At 62.9% G+C, this 23,772-nt stretch carries 20 protein-coding genes; 9 read left to right on the forward strand and 11 right to left on the reverse strand.

Annotated features, from left to right (window positions below; all coding sequences use genetic code 11):
* Positions 1–82 precede the first annotated feature (82 nt).
* From H0I86_RS27395 to H0I86_RS27415, 5 genes are all read left to right on the forward strand, one after another.
* Entirely contained in the window at positions 83–3,922 is a 3,840-nt protein-coding gene (locus H0I86_RS27395) for a sensor domain-containing protein (protein ID WP_180922870.1), read from the forward strand.
* Positions 3,923–4,158: 236 nt separating this feature from the next.
* Positions 4,159–5,412, forward strand: coding sequence for a serine hydroxymethyltransferase (gene glyA, locus H0I86_RS27400; RefSeq protein WP_007924771.1), 1,254 nt, complete (start codon positions 4,159–4,161; stop codon positions 5,410–5,412).
* Positions 5,413–5,766: 354 nt separating this feature from the next.
* Positions 5,767–7,080: a C4-dicarboxylate transporter DctA gene (locus tag H0I86_RS27405; protein WP_180922871.1), complete on the forward strand. Its 1,314-nt coding sequence runs from the start codon at positions 5,767–5,769 to the stop codon at positions 7,078–7,080.
* Positions 7,081–7,163: 83 nt separating this feature from the next.
* Complete coding sequence (locus tag H0I86_RS27410; protein WP_180922872.1) at positions 7,164–7,868, forward strand: FadR/GntR family transcriptional regulator; 705 nt, start codon at positions 7,164–7,166, stop codon at positions 7,866–7,868.
* 44 nt (positions 7,869–7,912) lie between these two features.
* The gene (locus H0I86_RS27415) at positions 7,913–8,623 is read left to right on the forward strand and encodes a GntR family transcriptional regulator (protein WP_180922873.1); all 711 of its coding nucleotides are present in this window, start codon (positions 7,913–7,915) and stop codon (positions 8,621–8,623) included.
* Between the two features lie 81 nt (positions 8,624–8,704).
* On the opposite strand, the gene yjiA is transcribed toward H0I86_RS27415, so the two are convergent.
* The 3 genes from yjiA to H0I86_RS27430 form a co-directional block, all read right to left on the reverse strand.
* Complete coding sequence (gene yjiA, locus H0I86_RS27420; protein ID WP_180922874.1) at positions 8,705–9,691, reverse strand: GTPase; 987 nt, start codon at positions 9,689–9,691, stop codon at positions 8,705–8,707.
* Positions 9,692–9,797: 106 nt separating this feature from the next.
* Positions 9,798–9,995 (reverse strand): YbdD/YjiX family protein, encoded by a 198-nt coding sequence (locus tag H0I86_RS27425; RefSeq protein ID WP_007930039.1) that lies wholly within the window; start codon positions 9,993–9,995, stop codon positions 9,798–9,800.
* A gap of 15 nt (positions 9,996–10,010) precedes the next feature.
* Positions 10,011–12,077 (reverse strand): carbon starvation CstA family protein, encoded by a 2,067-nt coding sequence (locus tag H0I86_RS27430; RefSeq protein WP_009045728.1) that lies wholly within the window; start codon positions 12,075–12,077, stop codon positions 10,011–10,013.
* A gap of 210 nt (positions 12,078–12,287) precedes the next feature.
* Here H0I86_RS27430 and H0I86_RS27435 point away from each other — a divergent pair, with 210 nt between their 5' ends.
* Positions 12,288–12,749, forward strand: coding sequence for a methyltransferase family protein (locus tag H0I86_RS27435; RefSeq protein ID WP_180922875.1), 462 nt, complete (start codon positions 12,288–12,290; stop codon positions 12,747–12,749).
* A 58-nt stretch (positions 12,750–12,807) separates the two neighbouring features.
* A complete protein-coding gene (locus H0I86_RS27440; RefSeq protein ID WP_180922876.1) occupies positions 12,808–13,176 on the forward strand; it encodes a PilZ domain-containing protein in 369 nt (122 codons plus the stop codon).
* Positions 13,177–13,200: 24 nt separating this feature from the next.
* Here the strand turns inward: H0I86_RS27440 and H0I86_RS27445 are convergent, their stop codons facing one another.
* The 4 genes from H0I86_RS27445 to katB form a co-directional block, all read right to left on the reverse strand.
* Positions 13,201–13,929, reverse strand: a complete 729-nt coding sequence (locus H0I86_RS27445) for a hypothetical protein (protein ID WP_180922877.1) — start codon at positions 13,927–13,929, stop codon at positions 13,201–13,203.
* A gap of 29 nt (positions 13,930–13,958) precedes the next feature.
* Positions 13,959–15,326 (reverse strand): DNA repair protein RadA, encoded by a 1,368-nt coding sequence (gene radA, locus H0I86_RS27450; protein WP_009050968.1) that lies wholly within the window; start codon positions 15,324–15,326, stop codon positions 13,959–13,961.
* Positions 15,327–15,371: 45 nt separating this feature from the next.
* On the reverse strand, positions 15,372–15,920 hold the full coding sequence (locus H0I86_RS27455) for an ankyrin repeat domain-containing protein (RefSeq protein ID WP_180922878.1): 549 nt from the start codon (positions 15,918–15,920) through the stop codon (positions 15,372–15,374).
* Between the two features lie 180 nt (positions 15,921–16,100).
* Positions 16,101–17,642 carry a catalase KatB gene (gene katB / locus H0I86_RS27460; protein WP_180922879.1) on the reverse strand — a complete coding sequence of 514 codons (1,542 nt, stop codon included), beginning with the start codon at positions 17,640–17,642 and terminating at the stop codon, positions 16,101–16,103.
* A gap of 286 nt (positions 17,643–17,928) precedes the next feature.
* Here katB and mscL point away from each other — a divergent pair, with 286 nt between their 5' ends.
* Complete coding sequence (gene mscL / locus H0I86_RS27465) at positions 17,929–18,342, forward strand: large-conductance mechanosensitive channel protein MscL (protein WP_180922880.1); 414 nt, start codon at positions 17,929–17,931, stop codon at positions 18,340–18,342.
* A gap of 57 nt (positions 18,343–18,399) precedes the next feature.
* Here mscL and H0I86_RS27470 read toward each other — a convergent pair whose 3' ends face one another.
* Positions 18,400–19,176 (reverse strand): ferredoxin--NADP reductase, encoded by a 777-nt coding sequence (locus H0I86_RS27470; RefSeq protein WP_180922881.1) that lies wholly within the window; start codon positions 19,174–19,176, stop codon positions 18,400–18,402.
* Between the two features lie 228 nt (positions 19,177–19,404).
* Between H0I86_RS27470 and H0I86_RS27475 the strand changes: the two genes are divergently transcribed.
* Entirely contained in the window at positions 19,405–20,529 is a 1,125-nt protein-coding gene (locus tag H0I86_RS27475; protein WP_180922882.1) for a methyltransferase, read from the forward strand.
* A 211-nt stretch (positions 20,530–20,740) separates the two neighbouring features.
* Here H0I86_RS27475 and H0I86_RS27480 read toward each other — a convergent pair whose 3' ends face one another.
* The 3 genes from H0I86_RS27480 to H0I86_RS27490 all read right to left on the reverse strand — a co-directional run bounded on the left by H0I86_RS27480 (position 20,741) and on the right by H0I86_RS27490 (position 23,446).
* Positions 20,741–20,908, reverse strand: coding sequence for a DUF2474 domain-containing protein (locus tag H0I86_RS27480; protein WP_023969448.1), 168 nt, complete (start codon positions 20,906–20,908; stop codon positions 20,741–20,743).
* A 90-nt stretch (positions 20,909–20,998) separates the two neighbouring features.
* Complete coding sequence (gene cydB / locus H0I86_RS27485; protein ID WP_180922883.1) at positions 20,999–22,006, reverse strand: cytochrome d ubiquinol oxidase subunit II; 1,008 nt, start codon at positions 22,004–22,006, stop codon at positions 20,999–21,001.
* Between the two features lie 3 nt (positions 22,007–22,009).
* A complete protein-coding gene (locus H0I86_RS27490; RefSeq protein ID WP_180922884.1) occupies positions 22,010–23,446 on the reverse strand; it encodes a cytochrome ubiquinol oxidase subunit I in 1,437 nt (478 codons plus the stop codon).
* Positions 23,447–23,772: the final 326 nt, after the last annotated feature.

A 23,772-nucleotide genomic window follows, 5' to 3' on the forward strand; every position in this document is an offset into this window, starting at 1 on the left:
ACTCAAGGCATGCTAGCCGCCCTTCGGGCGTCCGGCTTATAGTGCACGTCGCGCCAGTCCAGCCAAACCGCAGGATCACAGTTTGTCCAATGCCACTCCGCCCTCTTCCCTGCGCGCAACTGCGCCTGCGTCCGGCTCGCCCCTGCGCGGTACCCTGAAAGGCGTGCTGGCGACCCTGGTCCTGCTGTTGCTCGCCCTGCTGTTCTGGCAACTGCTCGACCAACTGCAACAGACCCGCAAAGACCAGCGTCAACACGCGATCGACTACAACGCAGACCTGGCCGAACACATCAGCCTCAACCTGGCGCTCAATGCGCAGATCGCCCTCAACCTCCTGCCGATCGTCGAGCCGCCCCAGAATGCCGAACAGCAGCAATTGCTGCTGAAGAAGCTGCAACTGTCCCTGCCCGACCTGCAAAGCATCGCGCTGCTGAATGCCAAGGGCCAGCTCATCAGCGACAGCGACGCCGACGACCAGGACGCCGTATGGCTCGCCGAGCTGACCAGCCGCAGCCGGGGCCAGCGCTACTACTACAGCAACGCCAGCGACGGCGCGCTGGTACAACTGCTGCTGCACCAGCCCAGCGGCGCGCTCAAGAGCTACTGGGTGCTGCGCCTGGCCCCCTCCTTCGTCCAGTCCCTGAGCCCCAGCCCCGACCAGGGTTTTCACCCGACCTGGGTCATTGAAAACCGCCTGGACCAGAAAGCCCTCAGTCGCGAAGACGGCAGCAGCACCCCGGTGACCACCGACGACATAGCCAACAGCGTGCTGGTCGCGCCGCTGGGCAACAGCGACTGGCAATTGCGCGGCCTGTTCGACGATCGCGCGGTGATCGAGCAACTGTTGCCGGCGTTCATCGCCAAGTGCCTGCTGGGGCTGGCGTTTTCCCTGCTGCCGGTGATCGCACTGCTGAACATGCGCCGCCGCCAGCGCCAGCTGCACGAAGGGCGCCGGCGCTACCAGGACATTTTCGAAGGCACCGGAGTCGCCCTCTGCGTCCTGGATATCTCCGGGCTGCCGGCGTTTCTCGACAAGGCACAACTGCACGACAGCGAACAGCTCAAGACCTGGCTGGAGCACAACCCACAGCAGCGCCAGCTGCTGCTTGAAGAACTGCGCGTCACCGAGGTCAATCAGGTGGCCTTGCGGCTACTTAATGTCGGCTCCTGCGAACAGGCCTGGAAACTGCTGATCGAAGGCAGCCCGCTCCACAGCAGCGCCATCGGCAACCAGCTGCTGGAAACCGTGATCAACCAGCACAAACAGCTGGAGCTGGAAATCCGCCTCAGCGACGCCCAGGGCCATGACCAGCACCTGTGGCTGGTGCTGCGCCTGCCGGAGGACCCCGCCGACTATCGGGCGGTGATCCTCAGCATCAGCGACATCACCAGCCGCAAGCTCATCGAGCTGTCGCTGCTGGAGCGCGAAGGCTTCTGGTCGGACGTGGTGCGCACCGTGCCGGACCACCTTTATGTGCAGGACGTCATCAGCCAGCGGATGATCTTCAGCAACCATCATCTGGGCCAGACCCTCGGCTACAACAAGACCGAACTGCACCAGATGGGCGAATACTTCTGGGAAATCCTCCTGCACCCGGAAGACGCCGACCTCTATCACCGCCTGCGCCAGGAACAGCGGCATGCCGGCTATCTGCAATTGCTGCAGTGCCATTTGCGCTTTCGCCACCGCAGCGGCCAATGGCGCTGTTTCGACATCCGCGAACAGGCCCTGGCGCGGGACAAGTACGACCAGGTCACGCGCATCATCGGCGTGGCCAAGGACATCACCGACCAGATCGAGGCCAGCGAATCCCTGCGCGACAGCGAACGGCGCTATCGCATGCTCGCCGAAAGCATCAGCGACGTGATTTTCTCCACCAACAGCCAGATGGCCCTCAACTATGTCAGCCCCTCGGTACAGTCGGTACTGGGCTATGACGCCGAATGGATCTTCCAGAACGGCTGGCAATCGACCATCGCCAACCCGCAACAACTGACCGGCATCTATGCCCTGATGGAACGGGTCGGCAAGGCCCTGGACAAACCCGAGCAACTGGCGCAATTGCGCAACCAGGTGCAGACCCAGTTGTTCCTGTTCGACTGCCTGCGGGCTGACGGACGCAAGATTCCGATCGAGTTGCGCCTGGTGCTGGTGTGGGACGAACACGGCGCCTTCGAAGGCGTGCTCGGGGTCGGCCGCGATATCAGCCAGCAGCGCCGCGCGGAAAAAGACCTGCGCATGGCGGCCACGGTATTCGAGCACTCGACCTCGGCGATCCTGATCACCGACCCGGCGGGCTACATCGTCCAGGCCAATGAGGCGTTCAGCCGGGTCAGCGGCTACGCGGTGTCCCAAGTGCTCGACCAGTTGCCGAACATGCTCACCGTCGACGAACAACAGGAAGCCCACCTGCGCTATGTGCTCAAGCAGCTGCACCAGCACAGCACCTGGGAAGGCGAGGTCTGGCTCAAGCGCCGTAACGGCGAGCACTACCCGGCCTGGGTCGGTATCACCGCGGTGCTCGATGACGAAGGCGACCTGGCCAGCTATGTGTGCTTCTTCACCGACATCAGCGAACGCAAGGCCAGCGAGCAGCGCATTCACCGCCTGGCCTACTACGACGCCCTGACCCACCTGCCCAACCGCACGCTGTTCCAGGACCGCCTGCACACCGCCCTGCAATCGGCGGAGCGGCAGAAGTCCTGGGTGGTGCTGATGTTCCTCGACCTGGACCGTTTCAAGCCGATCAACGACTCCCTGGGCCACGCCGCGGGCGACCGCATGCTCAAGGAAATGGCCACCCGCCTGCTCGACTGCGTCGACGATGACGACACCGTGGCGCGCATGGGGGGCGATGAGTTCACCTTGCTCCTGCAACCGCGGACCAGCCGCGAGATCGCCCTGAACCGGGCGATCCACGTCGCCGAACAGATTCTTGCCAGCCTGGTGAAGCCGTTCGTGCTCGAAGGCCGTGAGTTCTTCGTTACCGCCAGTATCGGCATCGCCCTCAGCCCGCAGGACGGCAACGAACTGAGTCAGCTGATGAAAAACGCCGACACCGCGATGTACCACGCCAAGGAACGCGGCAAGAACAACTTCCAGTTCTACCAGGCCGACATGAACGCCAGCGCCTTGGAGCGCCTGGAACTGGAAAGCGACCTGCGCCATGCCCTGGAACAGCAGGAATTCATTCTCTACTACCAACCGCAGTTCAGCGGCGACGGCAAGCGCCTGACCGGCGCCGAGGCCCTGCTGCGCTGGCGTCATCCGCGGCGTGGGCTGGTGCCGCCGGGGGACTTCATCCCGGTGCTCGAAGAACTGGGGCTGGTGGTGGATGTCGGCGACTGGGTGATCAGCGAAGCCTGCCGCCAGCTCAAGGCCTGGCACCAGGCCAAGGTCCGGGTGCCGAAGGTCTCGGTGAACATCTCGGCCCGCCAGTTCTCCGATGGCCAGCTGGGCATGCGGATCGCCACCATCCTCAAGGACACCGGCCTGCCGCCGGCCTGCCTGGAGCTGGAACTGACCGAAAGTATCCTGATGCGCGAAGTCAGCGAGGCGATGCAGATCCTCGACGGCCTGAAGAACCTCGGCCTGAGCATCGCGGTCGACGACTTCGGCACCGGCTATTCATCGCTGAACTACCTCAAGCAATTCCCCATCGATGTCTTGAAGATCGACCGCACCTTCGTCGACGGCCTGCCGTCCGGCGAGCAGGACGCGCAGATCGCCCGCGCCATCATCGCCATGGCCCACAGCCTGAACCTGGCGGTGATCGCCGAGGGCGTGGAAACCCATGAGCAGCTGGACTTCCTGCGCGAACACGGCTGTGACGAAGTCCAGGGCTACCTGTTCGGCAGGCCGATGCCGGCCAACAGCTTCGAGGGGCAGTTCAGCAACGACGCGCTGTTCATGTTCGATTGATCAACCTCGCCTTCCCTGTAGCCGCTGCCGCAGGCTGCAATAAGGCCGAAGGCCTTCAGTGGCCTCAAGAGCACGACCACTGCGTGGTCGATCGCAGCCTGCGGCAGCGGCTACAGGGTTCAGCCTGGACGGCTCATGAACACCACTTGTCTGCGACATGATGTCCTTTCATATGCCATCTAAAACCCGTTGGGTTAGAATGCCCCCCTTTTCTGCCCCGATCCTTGAGGACCGCCATGTTCAGCCGTGATTTGACTATTGCCAAGTACGACGCCGATCTCTTTGCCGCCATGGAGCAAGAAGCCCAGCGCCAGGAAGAGCACATTGAGCTGATCGCTTCGGAAAACTACACCAGCCCTGCGGTGATGGAAGCTCAAGGCTCGGTACTGACCAACAAGTACGCCGAAGGTTACCCAGGCAAGCGTTACTACGGCGGCTGCGAATACGTCGACGTGGTTGAGCAACTGGCCATCGACCGCGCCAAGGAGCTGTTCGGCGCCGACTACGCCAACGTTCAGCCGCACGCCGGCTCGCAAGCCAACGCCGCCGTTTACCTGGCGCTGCTGTCGGCTGGCGACACCATCCTGGGCATGAGCCTGGCCCACGGCGGTCACCTGACCCACGGCGCCAGCGTTTCCTCCTCCGGCAAGCTGTACAACGCCATCCAGTACGGCATCGATGCCAACGGCCTGATCGACTACGACGAGGTCGAGCGCCTGGCGGTCGAGCACAAGCCGAAAATGATCGTGGCCGGTTTCTCTGCCTACTCGCAGGTCCTGGACTTCCCACGCTTCCGCGCAATCGCCGACAAGGTCGGTGCCTACCTGTTCGTCGACATGGCTCACGTTGCGGGTCTGGTCGCCGCTGGCGTCTACCCGAACCCGGTGCCTTTCGCCGACGTGGTCACCACCACCACCCACAAGACCCTGCGCGGTCCACGTGGCGGCCTGATCCTGGCTCGCGCCAACGCCGACATCGAGAAGAAGCTGAACTCCGCGGTATTCCCGGGCGCCCAGGGCGGCCCGCTGGAGCACGTGATCGCGGCCAAGGCGATCTGCTTCAAGGAAGCGCTGCAGCCTGAGTTCAAGGCCTACCAGCAACAAGTGGTGAAGAACGCCCAGGCCATGGCCGGCGTGTTCATAGAGCGCGGTTTCGACGTGGTTTCCGGTGGTACTCAGAACCACCTGTTCCTGCTGTCGCTGATCAAGCAGGAAATCTCCGGTAAAGACGCCGACGCCGCTCTGGGCAAGGCCTTCATCACCGTGAACAAGAACTCCGTGCCAAACGACCCACGCTCCCCGTTCGTCACCTCCGGCCTGCGCTTCGGTACTCCGGCCGTGACCACTCGCGGCTTCAAGGAAGCCGAGTGCAAGGAACTGGCTGGCTGGATCTGCGACATCCTGGCCGACCTGAACAACGAAGCGGTGATCGACGCCGTTCGTGAGAAAGTCAAAGCCATCTGCAAGAAGCTGCCGGTATACGGCGCCTGATTCGCAGAGCGTTGCATGAAAAGCCCGGCCTTCGCGCCGGGCTTTTTTTCGTCCGCGAATTGTCTGGCCCGGGACCTGTAGCCGCTGCCGCAGGCTGCGATAAGGCCGAAGGCCTTCCTGCGATCTTCAGAGTGTCGCGGCCGTGCCGGCCGATCGCAGCCTGCGGCAGCGACTACAGGACCAGCACCACTGGTCAGACCGGTCATGCCAATTTTCGGATCGGCCCTTGTATTCGCGGGAAAATCGGGCATAGACTGCGCCTGCACTGGACATACCGGTAAGACCACAATAATTAAGTCCCGAATCTGATGCGCTCCGCGCACGGCAGCCGGGACACCGACCAGGATTCCCCTCATGCTCAGATGGTGCTCGCGTTCGATTTTCCTCCAGGTAGTCCTCGGACTGATGCTCGGCATCGTGTGCGGACTGACACTCCCCGAATACTCCTCGCAACTCAAGCCACTGGGCGATGCCTTTATCAAGCTGATCAAGATGCTGATCGGCCTGATCGTCTTCTGTGTGGTGGTCAGTGGCATCTCCGGCGCCGGCGACCTGAAAAAGGTCGGACGCATCGGGATCAAATCTGTCATCTACTTCGAAGTCCTGACCACCATCGCTCTGGTGATCGGCCTGGTCTTCGCCTTCACCACCGGTATTGGTAGCGGCGCCAATATCCACCTGGAGCAACTGTCCGCCGCCGACATGGGCGACATCGCCCAGCGCAGCCAGCACATGCATGGCACCTCCGAGTTCCTGATGGGCCTGATCCCCAACTCGGTACTGGGCGCCTTCGCCGAAAACAACATCCTGCAGGTGCTGCTGTTCTCCGTGCTGTTCGGCAGCGCGCTGAACCTGGTGGGCGAAGCCGCTTCCGGCATCTCGCGGCTGATCAACGAACTCAGCCACATCATCTTCCGCATCATGGGCATGATCGTGCGCCTGGCGCCGATCGGCGTGTTCGGCGCCATCGCCTTCACCACCAGCAAGTACGGCCTGGACTCGCTACAGCACCTGGGCAGCCTGGTGGGCCTGTTCTACCTGACCTGCTTCGCCTTCGTCGCCATCATTCTCGGGGTGGTCATGCGCTGTTCCGGCCTGCGCATGCTGCCCTTCCTCAAATACCTGCGCGAAGAGCTGCTGATCGTCCTTGGTACCGCCTCCTCCGACGCCGTACTGCCACAGATCATGCGCAAACTGGAGCACCTGGGCATCGGTAGCTCCACGGTCGGCCTGGTCATCCCGACGGGCTACTCGTTCAACCTCGACGGTTTCTCGATCTACCTGACCCTGGCCATCGTCTTCATCGCCAATGCCACCGGTACGCCGTTGTCGATGTCCGATTTGCTGACCATTCTGCTGGTGTCGCTGATCACCTCCAAAGGCGCCCACGGGATTCCCGGTTCAGCGCTGGTGATCCTGGCCGCCACCCTGACGGCGATCCCGGCCATCCCGGTGGTGGGCCTGGTGCTGGTGCTGGCGGTGGACTGGTTCATGGGCATCGGCCGGGCGCTGACCAACCTGATCGGCAACTGCGTCGCCACCGTGGCCATTGCCCGCTGGGAAAGAGACATCGATATCCAACGCGCCAACAAAGTCCTGAGCGGCCAGCAGGGCTATGGTTTCCAACCGCGAAAACCGCTGCCCGGCGCACAGCAGCAGGAGTTCTGAAGCATGCCTTGTGCCTGTTGCCGGCAGGCACAACAATCAGCGCCTGCCATGGACCTCATTCGCCATATACCAGGGAGTGAACAGTGATCACCTCGTCAACGGTTGTAAATTCAGTGGTAGAAAAGCTGCGGGCGGCCTTGGCCCGTGGCCAATGGCGCTCCGGCGACATGCTGCCGGGGCAACGTGAATTGGCCGAGCAGCTGGGCATCAGTCGCCCGAGCCTGCGCGAGGCGGTGACTGTTCTGGAAACCCTGGGCCTGGTGCGTTCCATGCCCGGCAAAGGCGTGGTGGTGCTGGAAGCCAGCCTCAACGAACAACCGACAACGGACAGCGGCGTGGCGGGCGCCAGCCTCGAGGACGTGCTGCAACTGCGCTACACCCTCGAGCCGTTCATCGTCGGCCTGGTGGCGCAGTCCATCAGCAGCAAGGAAGTGGGCCAGCTGCGCCTGACCCTGATGGACATGCGCGAGGCCCTGGAGGCCAACGACAGTGAAGCCGGGATGAACGCCTACATCGCCTTCCATGAAGAGCTGTTCACCCTGACCTCCAACCCGATCTTCCAGAACGTGGTGCAGCAGACCAGCAACGCCCTCAAGCAGAGCGCGGAGATCCTGCGCAACTCGCCGGAGCACCTGGCCGAACGCCTGGAAGAAAACGAAGCGGTGGTCCGGGCGATCCGCAACAAGAACAGCGCGCTGGCCAGTGCCGAAATGCGTCGGCACATCATCAAGGAAGGCCAACGCATGGGCATCGAGCTGAACATCCCGGACGACCATCTGGGCAACTAAGCCGCACAACACTTTCGTATCGGTAACCGGACTGGAGACAGGCCATGGCCAGCTACGCCTTGAACAAACTTGCATTCCCCCTCCCCGGAGCCCTGCCACGGCGCCGCACCGGCGAGAAAAAACTGCTGGTCGACGACGTCTATCCGCAGATTTTCGATGCCATTCTCGAACAACGCATCGCCCCCGCCAGCCGTTTCACCGAGGACAGCCTCGGCGAAGTGTTCGGGGTCAGCCGCAGCATCATTCGCCAGGTCCTGGCGCGTTTGTCCCACCAGCAGGTGATCATCCTGCGGCCCAACCACAGGCCCCAGGTGGCGGCACCGGACCACGAACAGACGCGGCAGATCCTGCATGCCCGACGCCTGACGGAAATCACCCTGGTCAGGCTCGCCTGCCAGCAACCGGCGCCGCGCAACCTCAAGCGCCTGCGGGAGCTGATCGCCTCTGAGCGCGACTGCATCGACCGCGGCTTGCGTGGCCCGGCGATCCGCCTGTCCGGCGAGTTCCACCTGCAATTGGCCGAGGTGGCCGGCAACGCGCCGCTGGCGCACTTCCTCGGCAGCCTGGTGCCGCTGACGTCACTGGCGATTGCCCATCATGAAACCCGCGCCTGCAGCCATTGCGCCTGGCAGGAACATGCGGCGATTGTCGACGCCATCGAGGACGGTGACGTCAAGGCCGCGGTCGCATTGATGACCGGGCACCTGGATCACCTGGAGGAAAGGTTGCTCAAGGCCAGCGCGGGTTCGCAGTAACCGGCGTTTCGCGAACCCGCTCGCTCCTGCAGACCGGAGCGGGCGGGTTCGCGATAACCTCACAATAAGGCTGTAACGAAACTACTGCGCCGCCATCCGGGCGAACCCGGCACGGATCTTCTCTTCCGGCAGATCGTCGGCAATGAACACAATCACGCTCTCCCGTGTCTCGCCTTCGGCCCATTCGGTATCCCAGTCGAAACCGTACAGCTTGAGCACGCCCTGGAACACCAGCCGCCGTGGCTCACCGGCAATGTTCAACACGCCCTTGTAGCGCAGCAGCTGCTTGCCGTGTTCTTCCAGCAACTCGTTCATGAACTCGCTGAGCCGGTCGATATCCAGCGGCGCGTCGGTGCGCAGCACCAGGCTGGAAATACGATCGATGGAGGGCGCCTTGCTCACCGGGCTCAGGCTGACACCGCCACCCAGGTCGGCATTCAGGTTAAAGCCACGCACATCCAGCAGCTCGGCCAGATCGATGCGGCCATGCTCGACCACACGGATCGGCGCACGGCGGTTGATCCGGGTCAGGCGCTCGCTCAGCGCATTGAAAGTCTGCTCGTCCACCAGGTCGCGCTTGCTCACCAGTAGGCGGTCGGCGAAGCCGATCTGGGCCTGGGCGATGGTCTGGGTCAGGTGGTGCTCGGCATGCTTGGCGTCCACCAGGGTGATGATGCCGTCGAGGATGTAACGCTCGCGCAGTTCCTCATCGATGAAGAACGTCTGGGTCACGGGCGCGGGGTCGGCCAGCCCGGTGCATTCGATCACCAGCCGGTCGAAGGCGATCTCGCCGCTGTCCAGCCGCTCGAGCAGCAAGAACAGCGCCTTGGTCAGGTCGGTATGGATGGTGCAGCAGACGCAGCCGTTGGACAGCGTCATCACTTGCACCGGCTCGTCGCCCAGTAACTGGGTGTCGATGCCCGCATCGCTGAATTCGTTTTCGATCACGGCGATTTTCAGGCCGTGCTCGGCCTTGAGCAGATGGCGCAGCAAAGTGGTCTTGCCGGCGCCGAGGAAACCGCTGAGAACGGTGACGGGGATTGGGGCTAACAAAACGAAATCTCCCATGGGCAGAAAAGACTGTAGGAGCCGGGACAGTCGGCGAAGCGTCTTGAAGACCGCTACCGCCGACAAGCCGGGCTCCTACAGTAGGGTGTTGCTCAATGGTCGTGCTTCAACAGCATTTCGGCCCGGCTTTGCCGCCGTACCGCGCTTCCTGGCGCTCCCGGAAGAACGCCTCGTACGACATCACCGGTTTGTCCGGGTGCTTGGTCTGCATATGCTCGACGTAGTTGTCGTAGTCGGGCATGCCGACCATCAGGCGCGCGGCCTGACCGAGGTATTTACCGAGGCGACTCAGGTCATTGAACACGATTGCAATCCTCGATTACGCATCCGGCAGTGCATGGAATGGCGATTCTTTATCCGTGCGCTCTTTTTTACCCCAGGCGGAGATACCCACCTTGAGGGCGTAGAACAGGATGCTGAATACCACCAGCAGGAACAGCACCGTCAGCGTGGCGTTGGTGTAGGCGTTGAAGATCACGTGCTGCATCTGCGTGATGTCCTTGGCCGGTGCGAGGATCTGACCATTGGCCAGGGCATCGCTGTACTTCTTGGCCAGGGCCAGGAAACCGACTGCCGGGTTGGCGTCGAACAACTTGATGAGGCCCGCGGTGGTGGTGCAGATCAGCAACCAGGCAGCTGGCAGCAAGGTCACCCAGATGTAGCGTTGACGCTTCATCTTGATCAGCACCACGGTGCCGAGCATCAGCGCGATACCCGCCAGCATCTGGTTGGAGATGCCGAACAGCGGCCACAGGGTGTTGATGCCACCCAGCGGATCGATCACGCCCTGGTACAGCAGGTAACCCCAGAGGGCCACGCAGCCGGCGGTAGCGATCAGGTTGGCGGTCCAGGACTCGGTGCGTTTCAGGGCTGGCACGAAGGAACCCAGCAGGTCCTGCAGCATGAAACGACCGGCACGGGTACCGGCATCCACCGCGGTCAGGATGAACAGCGCTTCGAACAGGATCGCGAAGTGGTACCAGAACGCCATGGTGTTCTCGCCCGGCAGCACCGTGTGCAGGATCTGCGCGATACCGACCGCCAGGGTCGGTGCACCGCCGGCACGGGCCAGGATGGTGGTTTCACCGATGTCCTTGGCCACTGCTTGCAGGGCGTCCGGAGTAATGGCGAAGCCCCAGCTACTGACCGTCTGCGCCACGGTTACCACGTCACCGCCGACGATGGCCGCCGGGCTGTTCATGGCGAAGTACACGCCAGGCTCGATCACCGAAGCGGCGACCATCGCCATGATGGCCACGAAGGACTCCATCAGCATGCCGCCGTAACCGATGTAACGGGCGTTGGTTTCGTTATCCAGCAGCTTCGGCGTGGTCCCGGAAGAGATCAGCGCGTGGAAGCCCGACACCGCGCCACAGGCGATGGTGATGAACAGGAACGGGAACAGGCCGCCTTTCCAGACCGGGCCGGTGCCGTCGGTGAACTGGGTCAGCGCCGGCATTTTCAGCTCGGGCATGGTGATCAGGATGCCGATCGCCAGGGCGATGATGGTACCGATCTTGAGGAAGGTCGACAGGTAGTCGCGCGGCGCCAGGATCAGCCATACCGGCAGTACCGCGGCGACGAAACCGTAGCCGATCAGCATCCAGGTGATCTGTACGCCGGTGAAGGTGAAGGCCTTGGACCACACAGGGTCCGCGGCGATCTGGCCCCCCAGCCAGATCGAGCCCAGCAGCAGGAGCACGCCGATGACGGAGATTTCACCGATGCGGCCCGGGCGGATGTAGCGCATGTAGACGCCCATGAACATCGCGATCGGGATGGTCGCCATCACGGTGAAGATGCCCCACGGGCTTTCGGCCAGGGCCTTGACCACGATCAGCGCCAGCACCGCGAGGATGATGATCATGATCAGGAAGCAGCCGAACAGCGCGATGGTCCCCGGGATCCGGCCCATTTCCTCACGGACCATGTCGCCCAGGGAGCGGCCGTTGCGCCGGGTGGACATGAACAGGACCATGAAGTCCTGCACCGCGCCCGCCAGCACCACCCCGGCAATCAGCCAGAGCGTGCCGGGCAGATAGCCCATCTGCGCCGCCAGTACCGGCCCCACCAGCGGGCCCGCGCCGGCGATGGCCGCGAAGTGGTGACCGAAGAGAATGTGCTTGTTGGTCGGAACATAGTCCAGACCGTCGTTGTTGAGCACGGCGGGGGTGGCCCGGCGCGCATCGAGCTGCATCACGTTGTTAGCGATGAACAGGCTGTAGTAACGGTATGCGACCAGATAGATGGCCACGGCAGCAACCACGATCCACAAGGCGTTGATCGCCTCGCCGCGGCGCAATGCCACTACGCCGAGGGCGCACGCTCCTACGATTGCCAGCACCAGCCAGGGTAAGTGGCGTAGCGGGCTATTATTATTTTTCATTTTATTATTCCAGCCAGGGTGGACAAGAAAGACAGCCATCCGGAGTTTAGCGCTACTGGCCCCAAAGGCCACCCCCCACGTTGGTCTAGAGCGTCCTTTTGAGTTTTTTCTTAGGTTTTGCACCGCCTCGGTGCAACCGCTTCTGGAAGCACTGAACCACCCGGGCGAAAAAGCAGTCGCACCTTTAACGACTCGCCGTCTGGAGTGCCCATGCTCGCGCCGCCCGATGGACCGCCGCTGTCACCGCCGCTGCTGTATCTGCTGTTCCTGATAGCAGCGCTGTTGCTTGCCGACGGTGTGCCCTTGCCGGTCCCGGTCAACGGCTGGCTGCGCACCCTGGCCCTGCTGCTGATCATCGGCGGCCAGAGCCTGTCGTTCTGGGCGATGTGGCGTCTCAGGCAACGGCATACCACCACCAGCAATCGCGGCGAACCCCGGCGCCTGCTGTGCGACGGCCCGTTCGCGATCTCGCGCAACCCCATCAATCTCGGCGACACCCTGGGTTACTGCGCCATTGCCCTGCTGCTCGGCAGCCTGTGGCCGTGGCTGCTGTTGCCACTGCTGATTTACCTGATGAACCTGACGGTGATCCGGCCGGACGAGAACCATCTGCTGGAGTTGTTCGGCGACCGCTACCGTGACTATTGCCGCAGGGTACGCCGCTGGCTGTAGCGGTGGGAGCGCACCCGGGTCTGGTCTATAGTCATTTCACCACGCAGAGGGGCTGCTCATGAGCGAACACCATTTTGATCGTCGCCGTTTCAAACGCATCGCCTTCGATGCCCGCACCGAACTGAGCCAGGGCCCTTATCGCTGGTCCGTGCAGTTGGTCGATCTCTCGCTCAGGGGCATGCTGATCCAGCGTCCCGATCCCTGGCTGGGAGACGAAAGCCAGCCGTTCGAAGCCGATATCCATTTGAGCGATGACGCCGAAGTACGCATGGACGTGCGACTGGCGCACGACGATCAGGGCCAGTTGGGCTTTGTTTGCCTGCATATAGACCTGGAATCGATCGAGCATCTGCGCCGGCTGATCGAACTGAACCTCGCCGATCCGCAGGAGCTGGAGCGTGAGCTGGGGGCGCTGCTGGAGGTTTGAGCGCCCGCCTCTCCCGTCAGCCGCTCAAGGAAATGCCGAGGGCTCGGGGAACTCGCTTTCCATGTCCCAATAACCGGGCTGTTGCCGACTGGCGGCGGTCCACTGCCCGTCCACCCAGCGATAAATCCGGTACGTGGTCACAAAATCGTCACCCTCGCTGGCAGGCGCCGAAGACACCTGGGCAATCGATTCGGTAGCACCCGACGCCGATGGAAGGATCTGCCAGGCCGCCTTGCCGGTCTGGGCCATCACCAGCGGGCGCAGCTCCCCGTCTTCGCCTAGATACTGAACCGGCTCCAGCCGGCTTTGCGTCGGCAGCAGGATCTGCGTGGCCGGGCCGCTGTAGCTGCCCAGCGGAGCCGTCTGATCGACGGTGAGGAAAAACGCCGGGTATGGCAGGCCGCTGAGCGGCGCCTTTTCCACCTTCGCCAGCGGGTAGCCCAGGGATTGCTCGGCAAGCACTTCGCCGCCCTCCGACACCAGGCGCACCCGGGCCTCCAGCTGTGGCTGGTGCTCGCTGTCCGTCGACTCGTCGAAGGTTTCCTCGTCCAGGCCGCTGCCCCAGCTCTGCGCGTGCAATTGCGCGGTGATGCGCCGGTCTTCCAGCACCTCGAGCACCGTGCCGTCGCCGACCAGCAATTCCTGGGCGATCCGATAGCCGCGCGGCGCATCCTCCTGGCTGGCTACCGCCAGGCCGGCGCCCCACGACAATATGAAACCGAGGGCTGCGAAGCCCGCTGCCGTCATCCGCATGAACTGCTTCCTTTCCGTGGCACAAAGGGTCATTCGAACAGCGCATCCAGCGCCTGTTCCAGACGGGTTACCGCAATGATCCGCAAGCCCTGTGGCGGCTCTTTCGGGGCATTGCCCTTGGGCACGATGGCCCGTTTGAAGCCGTGCTTGGCCGCCTCCTTGAGGCGCTCCTGGCCGCTCGGCACCGGGCGTACTTCGCCGGACAGGCCGACTTCGCCGAACACCAGCAGATCGTGGGGCAAGGGCCGGTTGCGCAGGCTGGACATCACCGCCGCCATCAGCGCCAGGTCGGACGCGGTTTCCAGCACCTTGACCCCGCCGACCACGTTGAGGAACACGTCCTGATCGTGGGTCGGAATGCCACCGTGGCGATGCAACACCGCCAGCAGCATTGCCAGGCGGTTCTGGTCCAGGCCCAGGGTGACCCGCCGCGGGTTGGCCAGGTGGCTGTCATCCACCAGCGCCTGGACTTCCACCAGCATCGGCCGGGTGCCTTCCCAGGTGGCCATGACCACGCTGCCCGGGACTTCCTCCTGGGCACGGGTGAGAAAGATCGCCGACGGGTTGGAAACCTCTTTCAGGCCGCGGTCGGTCATGCCGAACACGCCCAGCTCGTTGACCGCGCCGAAGCGGTTCTTCACCGCCCGCAGCAAGCGCAGGCGGCCGTCGGATTCACCTTCGAAATACAGCACGGTGTCGACCATGTGCTCGAGGACCCGCGGCCCGGCCAGCGCGCCCTCTTTGGTCACGTGGCCCACCAGGAAGATCGCCGTGCCGCTCTGCTTGGCGTAGCGCACCAGCAGCGCCGCGCTTTCGCGCACCTGGGAAACACCGCCGGGGGCCGATTGCAGCTGCTCGGTGAAGATGGTCTGGATCGAGTCGATCACCATGACCTTGGGCTTCTCCTGCCGGGCCGTCGCGATGATGGTTTCGATACAGGTTTCGGTCATCACCCGCAGTTGGTCCTGGGGCAGGCCCAGGCGCCGGGCACGCATCGCCACCTGTTGCTGCGATTCTTCGCCTGTGACGTAGAGCGCCGGCATGCGGGTGGCGATGTTGCACAAGGTCTGCAGCAGAATGGTCGACTTGCCGATCCCCGGGTCGCCGCCGATCAGCACCACCGAACCGTCGACCAGGCCGCCGCCGAGCACCCGGTCCAGCTCGCCGGAAGCCGTGGAAAAACGCGGGATCTCTTCGACGCTGACCTCGGCCAGGGTCTTGATCTGCGCCTGCTGCCCGGCCCAGCCGGTGCGACCGCTGGGGGCCGCGGCGCCACCGCTTTCCACCATGGTTTCGGTCAGGGTGTTCCAGGCTCCGCATTCGCCGCACTGGCCGGCCCATTTGGGAAAGGTTGCGCCGCACTCGGTGCAGCCGTACATGCGCTTGGCCTTGGCCATCTGATCCCCCGGCAAAAACCGCGATGATAGCTCAGCTGGAGCGGATCAGCGCGGCGCGGCCGTGTGGATTTCACCGTCGGCCAGACGCGTGGCGCTGTTACCCAGCGGATCTTCGGCATTCAGGTCGGCGCCCTTGGTCGCCAGGGCGTCGAGCAGCTCCACCCGCTTGAACAGCCCGGCATACATGGCCGCGGTCTGGCCGGCGCCGTTGCGCTGGTCGGGGTTGCAGTCGGTGGCCAGCAGGCGTCGGGCGATCTTCACTTCGCCCTTGAAAATGGCGCCCATCAGCGCCGTGTTGCCTCTTTTATCCTGGGCGCAGGCATCGGCACCGGCGGCCAGCAAACGCTCCACCGCCGGCCCCTGGCCGTGATACGCCGCAAGGATCAGGGCGGTGTAGCCCTTCTCGTCCTGGGTATCGAGGGAATAACCGGCCTCGATAAAGGTATTGAGCATCTCGACGTCGCCGCGACGGGCCGCATCGAAGTAGTAACTCTGTAACTGGGCCTTGACCGCCGCCGGGTCCGTGGGCACCGGTTGCTGCGCATAAGCGCCCAGCGAGCAGGCGGCCAGCAGCAGCGAAATGAACAAGCGCATGGTGCGACTCCCTTGTCTCAAAGAATCTGTAGGCGCGAGGCTTGCCCGCTATAACTTCGGCCCGACGTTCGTCAGCTAGAACCCAGTCACCGGTATTGGGGCCGCTGCGCGGCCCATCGCGGGCAAGCCTCGCGCCTACAGAAGAGGAAGCGTCACGCCCGGGGCGTGACGCCGGGTGGATCAATCCGACAGCTTGGCGGCCAGGGCCTTGACCCGGGCCAGGTCGCCCTTGGCGACCTTGGTCACGCCAGTGCCGTACTCAGGGTCAGCCTTGTAGAGGAACGACAGCATGATGTGCCTGCTCTCGTCATCGGTGGTCGCCAGGGAGCCGCCGAAGTTCTCGATCAGGTCCTGGCGCTCCTTCTGGCTCAGCGAGCGATACAGATCGCCGGCCTGCTTGAAGTTCTGCTCGCGCTGGATCTTCGCCTGCTGGGTGTTGCCACTCAGCGCCAGCTGGCTGTAACGCGCGCTTTGCGGTTCTTCACGCGGCATCAGGCGGCTCGGCTGGTAGTTCACCCCGGTGCTGGTGCTGCCGCTGTTCATCGCGCCGTCCTGGTTACCGTTGTTCACCGCGACTTTCGGCGCGTTGATCGGCAGTTGCAGGACGTTGGCGCCCAGGCGGTACAGCTGGGTATCGGCATAGGAGAACACCCGGCCTTGCAGCAGGCGGTCTTCCGACGGCTCGATGCCCGGCACCAGGTTGGCCGGGGCCATGGCTACCTGCTCGGTTTCCTGGAACACGTTGGCCGGGTTGCGGTTGAGCACCATCTGCCCGACCTTGCGCTCAGGCACTCCCGGCCAGATCTTGGTGGCATCCAGTGGGTCGAAATCGAACTTGGCCAGGTCTTCCGGCTTCAGGACCTGGACATACAGGTCCCATTTCGGGAAATCGCCCTTGTTGATATGCGTAACCAGGTCATTGGTCATATGGCTGTAATCACGCCCCTGCACCTCGACCACTTGTTTGGGATCGAGGTTGTTGATGCCCTGCAAACTCTTCCAGTGAAACTTCACGTAATGCACTTCGCCCTTGGCATTGATCAACTTGTAGGCGTGCACGCCATTACCGTCCATTTCCCGGTAACTGGCCGGAGTACCGGAATTGGAATACAGCTCGGTCAGGGTCCGGGTGGCTTCCGGAACATGGGAGAAGAAATCGAAGCGCCGGGAATCGTCATCCAGGTTGGTCCGTGGATCAGGTTTGAATGCATGAACCATGTCCGGGAATTTGATCGCATCGCGAATAAAGAAAGTCGGGAAGTTATTACCGACCAAATCCCAGTTACCGTCGGCGGTATAGAACTTGGTGGCAAAACCGCGCGGGTCACGCAGGGTTTCCGGCGAATGATTGCCGTGCACTACCGCGGAAAAACGCACGAATACCGGCGTGACCTGGCCGGCGGCGAATACCTTGGCCTTGGTCAGGTCGCTCAGGCTGTCGGTCACGGTGAAGGAACCATGGGCACCGGTGCCACGGGCATGCACCACCCGCTCTGGAATGCGCTCGCGATCGAAACGCTGGAGCTTCTGGATCAACTGCACATCCTGCAGCAATACCGGTCCGGTAGCGCCCGCGGTCTGCGAGTTCTGGTTATCGCCCACCGCAGCCCCGTTATCGCGGGTCAGAGTAGCGGCCTGTACGGAAAGAGAAAGCATACTGGCGGCGAGTACGCCCAATACGCGTCGTTGGGAAAAAGTCCCAAGGCCAATGATCATGGTCATGTTTTATTCCTCTGGTTTTAATCAAACGCATCCAGGTGCGTCTGTCAGAGGCTAGTGACCAAAGAGTCGAAAACTAAATAGAAAGGTCGCAACAGCCTGATTGAAAAAATGTTCTGGTATGAAAGAGCAAGCGCGGGTATTTCGCGCGCGATTGATGGCACTTTGTAAACTATTTGCCGTTAACTCGGTCGATAACTCCGAACGCTGTAATCAGTTATTGCAAGCAAGATGCTTTTGGCTGAATTACACTGCGCTCACCAACCTCATCTGTAACAAGGAATAACCTATGGGCGTGCTAAGTGAGTTCAAGGCCTTCGCGGTCAAAGGTAATGTGGTCGACATGGCCGTCGGTATTATCATCGGCGCCGCATTCGGCAAGATCGTTTCGTCGTTTGTTGGTGATGTGGTGATGCCGCCAATCGGCTTGCTGATCGGTGGGGTGGACTTCAGTGATCTGGCGATCACGCTCAAGGATGCTATCGGCGAGACACCGGCCGTGACGCTGGCCTACGGCAAATTCATCCAGAGCCTGATCGACTTCCTCATCGTTGCCTTCGCCATCTTCATGGGCGTGAAGGCGATCAACCGCCTGAAGCGCGAAGAGGCCGTGGCGCCAACCCTGCCGCCGGTCCCGACCAAGGAAGAAGAGCTGCTGGGCGAGATCCGCGACCTGCTCAAGGCGCAGAACAACAAGCCCTGAGGCTTCTGCCGCAACAAAACGGCGCCGCCTGCAAGCCATGCAGGCGACGCCATTTTTTTACCAGTAGTTTTCCACCGCCACCTGCCCGGGTCGCCGGGTCAGGCTCAGGTGCATGTCGCGCTGTTTGAGCAGGGCGCGGGTGTCGTCGATCATCTGCGGGTTGCCGCAGAGCATCACTCGCGAGTGCTCGGCGCTCAGAGGCACGCCAGCGACACGTTCCAGCTCGCCGCTCGCAATCAAATGGGTGATCCGCCCATTGAGGCTGCCCAGATGCTGTTCCCGGGTCACCGTGGTGATGACTTGCAGCTTGTGCGCGACTTCCGCCAGATAATCGCGCTGTTTCAGCTCGGCCAGCAATTGCTGATAAGCCAGCTCCTTGGCTTCGCGCACGCTGTAGACCAGGATGATCCGCTCGAATTTCTCCCAGACTTCGAAGTCCTGCAGGATCGAAACAAAAGGCGCGATCCCGGTGCCGGTGGACAGCAGCCAGAGGTCGCGGCCATCGACGAAACGGTCGAGGGTCAGATAACCGAACGCCTGGCGGTCCACCATCAGGGTATCGCCCTCCCCCAGCCGGCTCAGCTCACTGGTGAACTCGCCGCCGGGCACGACGATGGAGAAGAACTCGAGAAACTCGTCGAAAGGCGAAGACACCATGGAGTACGCGCGCCATACCGTGCTGCCATCGGCCTTGGTCACCCCCAGGCGGGCGAATTGCCCGGCGCGAAAGCGAAAGCCCGCGTCCCGCGTGGCGCGCAGGGTAAACAGGCTGGGAGTCAGGGGCTGGACGTCGAGCAAGGTCTGACGCGTGTATTTTTCTGCACTGGCAGTCATGGCAGGCTCCAATAAGCGAATGCCCTTAGTGTCCCGCAAAGCGCGCGGCAGAAACACCGGCGGTTTGTAATGGCATAGAGCGCGGGCAATCGAGCGCAAAAAAACGTACCATTGGCCCCCTCTTCGGGCACCTGCCACGTGGCCTGCGCGCCACCTGCCCGAACAGTCCAGCCCGCATCGCGCCCCTCCCGCCGGCAGGACATTCACCGATTACCAAGAGTCCGTCCCATGCCCCTGCTCGAAAGCCCCTTCGCCCAGCTCGACCTGATCCGCCAGCCCGAACAACAGAACGAGCCCCTGCAAGCTTTCGACGCGGCGGACGAGTACCTGCTCAATCACCTGGCCGAACAGCAGCCGGCGGCTGATACCCGGGTGCTGGTCCTCAACGACAGCTTCGGCGCGCTGGCGGCCAGCCTGGTCGGGCGCGTGCAGGTGCGCAGCAGCGGCGATTCGTTTCTCGGCGCGCTGGCGCTGGAGAAAAACCTGGTGCGCAATGGCCAGCCATTCGACGCCGTCACAGTGGTGCCGGCCAGCGAGCCGTTGACCGGGCCGTTCGACCGCGTTCTGATCCGCGTGCCCAAGACCCTGGCCCTGCTGGAAGAACAGCTGATCCGCCTGCAAGGCCAACTGGCCCCGGGTGCCCAGGTGGTGGCGGCGGCGATGGTCAAGCACCTGCCACGGGCCGCCGGCGATCTGCTGGAGCGCTACATCGGCCCGGTGCAAGCCTCGCTGGCGGTGAAAAAAGCCCGTTTGCTGACCGCCACGCCGGAGGCGAAAACCCCGGCGGTTTCGCCCTACCCGACCCGCTACAAGCTCGACGAGCCCGCCATCGAGCTGCTCAACCACGCCAACGTATTCTGCCGCGAAGGCCTGGACATCGGCACCCGCGCCTTCCTTCCGCACCTGCCGAAAAACCTCGGCAAGGCCCGGGTCGCGGACCTGGGTTGCGGCAACGGCGTGCTGGCCATCGCCAGCGCCCTGCACAACCCAGACGCCCACTACACCCTGGTGGACGAGTCCTTCATGGCCGTGCAATCGGCCCTGGAGAACTGGCGCGCAACCCTGGGCGAGCGCGAAGTGACCGTGCGCGCCGGCGACGGCCTGGCCGGCCAGGAGCCGCAGTCGCTGGACGTGGTGCTGTGCAACCCGCCCTTCCACCAGCAGCAGGTGGTCGGCGACTTCCTCGCCTGGCGCATGTTCCAGCAGGCCCGCGAAGCCCTGGTGGTGGGCGGCGCGCTGTACATCGTCGGCAACCGTCACCTGGGTTATCACAGCAAGCTGGCGCGGCTGTTCCGTGGCGTCGAGCAAGTGGCCGCCACGCCCAAGTTCGTGATCCTCAAGGCGCGCAAATAATCCCCCCTCTCTGTAGGAGCGAGCTTGCTCGCGATGAACGATAACGCGGTACCTCGGGTATTCCGTGCGGTTTCATCGCGAGCAATCGAGCGTCGACCGGCTGCTCCTACAGAAGAAAAACGTAGCAATCCCAGGCCAAAAAAAAAACCTCCAGAGGAGGGTTATAAAACCGTGCCGCAAGGCAACGGGATGGGATGAGCGGTGGTGAATTTCAGTGCGTGGTCAGGCCCGCGGCGTTCATGAACATGCGCATCAGGCTGGCGACGATAAACAGCGCCAGCACGCTGCCGACCCAAATCCCGGCAAGCCAGCCCAGGCGCTGCCAGAGCGGTTTCTTCTCGGCTTCTTCGATTTCCTGCAACGTGGGTTTACCAGCCATCATCGAATACTCCTCTCGGAATGGGGACTATGGCGTCGCCCGGGCGCCATCGCGAGCACGTCCGCTCCCGCACGGGGAGCGGCGCATTGACTAGTGGTAGCCGTCTTCGTGGGTGACCTTGCCGCGGAACACGTAATAGCTCCAGAAGGTGTAACCCAGGATGAACGGGATGATGAACAGCGTGCCCACCAGCATGAAGCCCTGGCTTTGCGGCGGCGCGGCGGCATCCCAGATCGAGATCGACGGCGGCACGATGTTCGGCCACAGGCTGATGCCCAGGCCGCTGTAGCCGAGGAAGATCAGCACCAGGGTCAGCAGGAACGGCGTGTAGTGCGCGTTGCGGGCCACGGCGCGCAGCAGGCCGTACATGGTCACCAGCACCAGGATCGGCACCGGCAGGAACCAGAACAGGTTCGGCAGGGTGAACCAGCGCGAAGCGATTTCCGGGTGGGCCAGCGGCGTCCAGATACTGACAATGCCGATCACGCCCAGCAGCACGAAGGCCAACGGCCGCGCCAGGTCATGCATCTGCTCCTGCAGCTTGCCTTCGGTCTTCATGATCAACCAGGTGCATCCGAGCAAGGCATAGGCCACCACCAGCGCGACACCGCAGAACAGGGTGAACGGCGTGAACCAGTCCAGCGAACCGCCGGCGTACTGGCGGTCGACCACCGGCAGGCCATCGATGAAGGCCCCCAGGGCCAGGCCCTGGAAGAAGGTCGCCGCCACCGAGCCGCCGATGAAGGCCTTGTCCCAGATATGGCGCTTGGCTTCCTTGGCCTTGAAGCGGAACTCGAAGGCCACGCCGCGGAAGATCAGGCCGATGAGCATCAGGATCAGCGGCATGTACAGCGCCGAGAGCACCACCGAATAGGCCAGCGGGAAGGCGCCGAACAACGCGGCACCGCCCAGGACCAGCCAGGTTTCGTTGCCGTCCCAGACTGGGGCGACGGTGTTCATCATCACGTCACGGTCGCGGGCGTCCTTGACGAACGGGAAGAGAATCCCGATGCCCAGGTCGAACCCGTCCATGACCACGTACATCATGATGCCGAAGATGATGATCACGGCCCAGATCAGCGGAAGATCGATACCCATGACTCAGTTCCCCTTGTTCAGGCTGGTGCCGTTGTCTTCGGCATCGTCGTCGGCGGCCGACAGCGGACGGGCCGGCGTGCGTTTCTGGCCAGGACCACCGTGGCTGGCTTCCGCGCCTTCGTCGGTCTTCGGCCCCTTGCGCACCAGGCGCATCATGTAGCCCAGACCCACGCCGAACAGCGAGAAATACACCACGACAAACAGCGCGAGGGTGATGCTCATCTGCATCAGGCTGTGCCCGGACGAAGCATCCGCGGTGCGCATCAGCCCGTAGACCACCCACGGCTGACGGCCGATCTCGGTGGTGAACCAGCCGGCGAGGATCGCGATCAGGCCGGACGGGCCCATCCACAGCGCCAGGTACAGGAACGCGCGGTTCTGGTAGATGCGGTCACGCTTGCGCAGCCACAGGCTCCACAGGCCGGTGAGGATCATCAGCATGCCCAGGCCGACCATGATCCGGAACGACCAGAACACGATGGTCGAATTCGGCCGGTCCTCTGGCGGAAACTCCTTGAGCGCCGGCACCTGCTTGTCCAGCGAGTGAGTGAGGATGATGCTGCCCAGATAGGGGATCTCGACGGCGAACTTGGTCTTTTCTTCCTGCATGTCCGGCCAGCCGAACAGGATCAGCGGGGTCGGCTCGTTACCGACGTTTTCCCAGTGCCCTTCGATCGCGGCGATTTTCGCCGGCTGGTGCTTGAGGGTGTTGAGGCCGTGGAAGTCGCCGATCACGGCCTGGATCGGCGCCACGATCAGGGCCATCCACATCGCCATCGACAGCATGCGGCGGATTGCCGGGTTGTCACGGCCGCGCAGCAGGTGCCAGGCCGCGGACGAACCCACGAAGAACGCGGTGGCGACAAAGGCGGCCGTGGCCATGTGCGCCAGGCGGTACGGGAACGACGGGTTGAACACCACCGCCAGCCAGTCCACCGGAATCACTCGGCCGTCGATGATTTCGTAGCCTTGCGGGGTCTGCATCCAGCTGTTGGACGAGAGAATCCAGAAGGTCGAAATCAGCGTACCGATGGCCACCATTACCGTGGAGAAGAAGTGCAGGCCGCGCCCCACGCGGTTCCAGCCGAACAGCATGACCCCGAGGAAACCAGCCTCGAGGAAGAACGCGGTGAGCACTTCATAGGTCAGCAGCGGCCCGGTGACGGCGCCGGCAAAATCGGAGAAGCGGCTCCAGTTGGTGCCGAACTGGTAGGCCATGACCAGGCCCGAGACCACCCCCATGCCGAAGTTGACGGCAAAGATCTTCGACCAGAAGTGGTACAGGTCACGGTAGGTATCGTCGCGGGTCTTGAGCCACAAACCTTCGAGCACCGCCAGGTAGCTCGCCAGACCAATGGTGATGGCGGGGAACAGGATGTGGAACGAGATGGTGAACGCGAACTGAATTCGGGCGAGATCTAGTGCCTCCAAACCGAACATAAGCTTTCCTCTGTCAGGTAATACCGGCTGCCGGCTGGAGGCCTGCACCCACTGCCCCCACGGATATGGAGTGTGGCGAATTCGAATTCGTTCTTTTTAAACCCATCGCAACGCAGGGAGTCTGGCCATGTGGCCGCCAGACCTCGCCTTGGAAAAGGTTTTGATCTGGATCAATCGACGCTGAAAGAGTAGTCGCATTTTCATCATTGGTTTGTGTGGTCTTTTGTCGCGTGACAGGTTGCCTCACCACGTCAAGAACGGGGGTTTTCCCGCAATTGTGCGATGCCTGTAGCCGCTGCCGCAGGCTGCGAACGGCCGGAACGGTC

This window comes from Pseudomonas chlororaphis subsp. aurantiaca, assembly GCF_013466605.1.
Taxonomy (GTDB): Bacteria; Pseudomonadota; Gammaproteobacteria; order Pseudomonadales; family Pseudomonadaceae; genus Aquipseudomonas; species Aquipseudomonas chlororaphis_I.

What these genes read in the sequence shown, in the direction of transcription:
- glyA (WP_007924771.1), top strand. Translation starts at nt 4,159, where the DNA reads ATGTTCAGCCGTGATTTGACTATTGCCAAGTACGACGCCGATCTCTTT.
- H0I86_RS27405 (WP_180922871.1), top strand. Translation starts at nt 5,767, where the DNA reads ATGCTCAGATGGTGCTCGCGTTCGATTTTCCTCCAGGTAGTCCTCGGA.
- H0I86_RS27415 (WP_180922873.1), top strand. Translation starts at nt 7,913, where the DNA reads ATGGCCAGCTACGCCTTGAACAAACTTGCATTCCCCCTCCCCGGAGCC.
- yjiA (WP_180922874.1), bottom strand. Translation starts at nt 9,691, where the DNA reads ATGGGAGATTTCGTTTTGTTAGCCCCAATCCCCGTCACCGTTCTCAGC.
- H0I86_RS27430 (WP_009045728.1), bottom strand. Translation starts at nt 12,077, where the DNA reads ATGAAAAATAATAATAGCCCGCTACGCCACTTACCCTGGCTGGTGCTG.
- H0I86_RS27435 (WP_180922875.1), top strand. Translation starts at nt 12,288, where the DNA reads ATGCTCGCGCCGCCCGATGGACCGCCGCTGTCACCGCCGCTGCTGTAT.
- H0I86_RS27440 (WP_180922876.1), top strand. Translation starts at nt 12,808, where the DNA reads ATGAGCGAACACCATTTTGATCGTCGCCGTTTCAAACGCATCGCCTTC.
- H0I86_RS27445 (WP_180922877.1), bottom strand. Translation starts at nt 13,929, where the DNA reads ATGCGGATGACGGCAGCGGGCTTCGCAGCCCTCGGTTTCATATTGTCG.
- radA (WP_009050968.1), bottom strand. Translation starts at nt 15,326, where the DNA reads ATGGCCAAGGCCAAGCGCATGTACGGCTGCACCGAGTGCGGCGCAACC.
- H0I86_RS27455 (WP_180922878.1), bottom strand. Translation starts at nt 15,920, where the DNA reads ATGCGCTTGTTCATTTCGCTGCTGCTGGCCGCCTGCTCGCTGGGCGCT.
- katB (WP_180922879.1), bottom strand. Translation starts at nt 17,642, where the DNA reads ATGACCATGATCATTGGCCTTGGGACTTTTTCCCAACGACGCGTATTG.
- mscL (WP_180922880.1), top strand. Translation starts at nt 17,929, where the DNA reads ATGGGCGTGCTAAGTGAGTTCAAGGCCTTCGCGGTCAAAGGTAATGTG.
- H0I86_RS27470 (WP_180922881.1), bottom strand. Translation starts at nt 19,176, where the DNA reads ATGACTGCCAGTGCAGAAAAATACACGCGTCAGACCTTGCTCGACGTC.
- H0I86_RS27475 (WP_180922882.1), top strand. Translation starts at nt 19,405, where the DNA reads ATGCCCCTGCTCGAAAGCCCCTTCGCCCAGCTCGACCTGATCCGCCAG.
- H0I86_RS27480 (WP_023969448.1), bottom strand. Translation starts at nt 20,908, where the DNA reads ATGGCTGGTAAACCCACGTTGCAGGAAATCGAAGAAGCCGAGAAGAAA.
- cydB (WP_180922883.1), bottom strand. Translation starts at nt 22,006, where the DNA reads ATGGGTATCGATCTTCCGCTGATCTGGGCCGTGATCATCATCTTCGGC.
- H0I86_RS27490 (WP_180922884.1), bottom strand. Translation starts at nt 23,446, where the DNA reads ATGTTCGGTTTGGAGGCACTAGATCTCGCCCGAATTCAGTTCGCGTTC.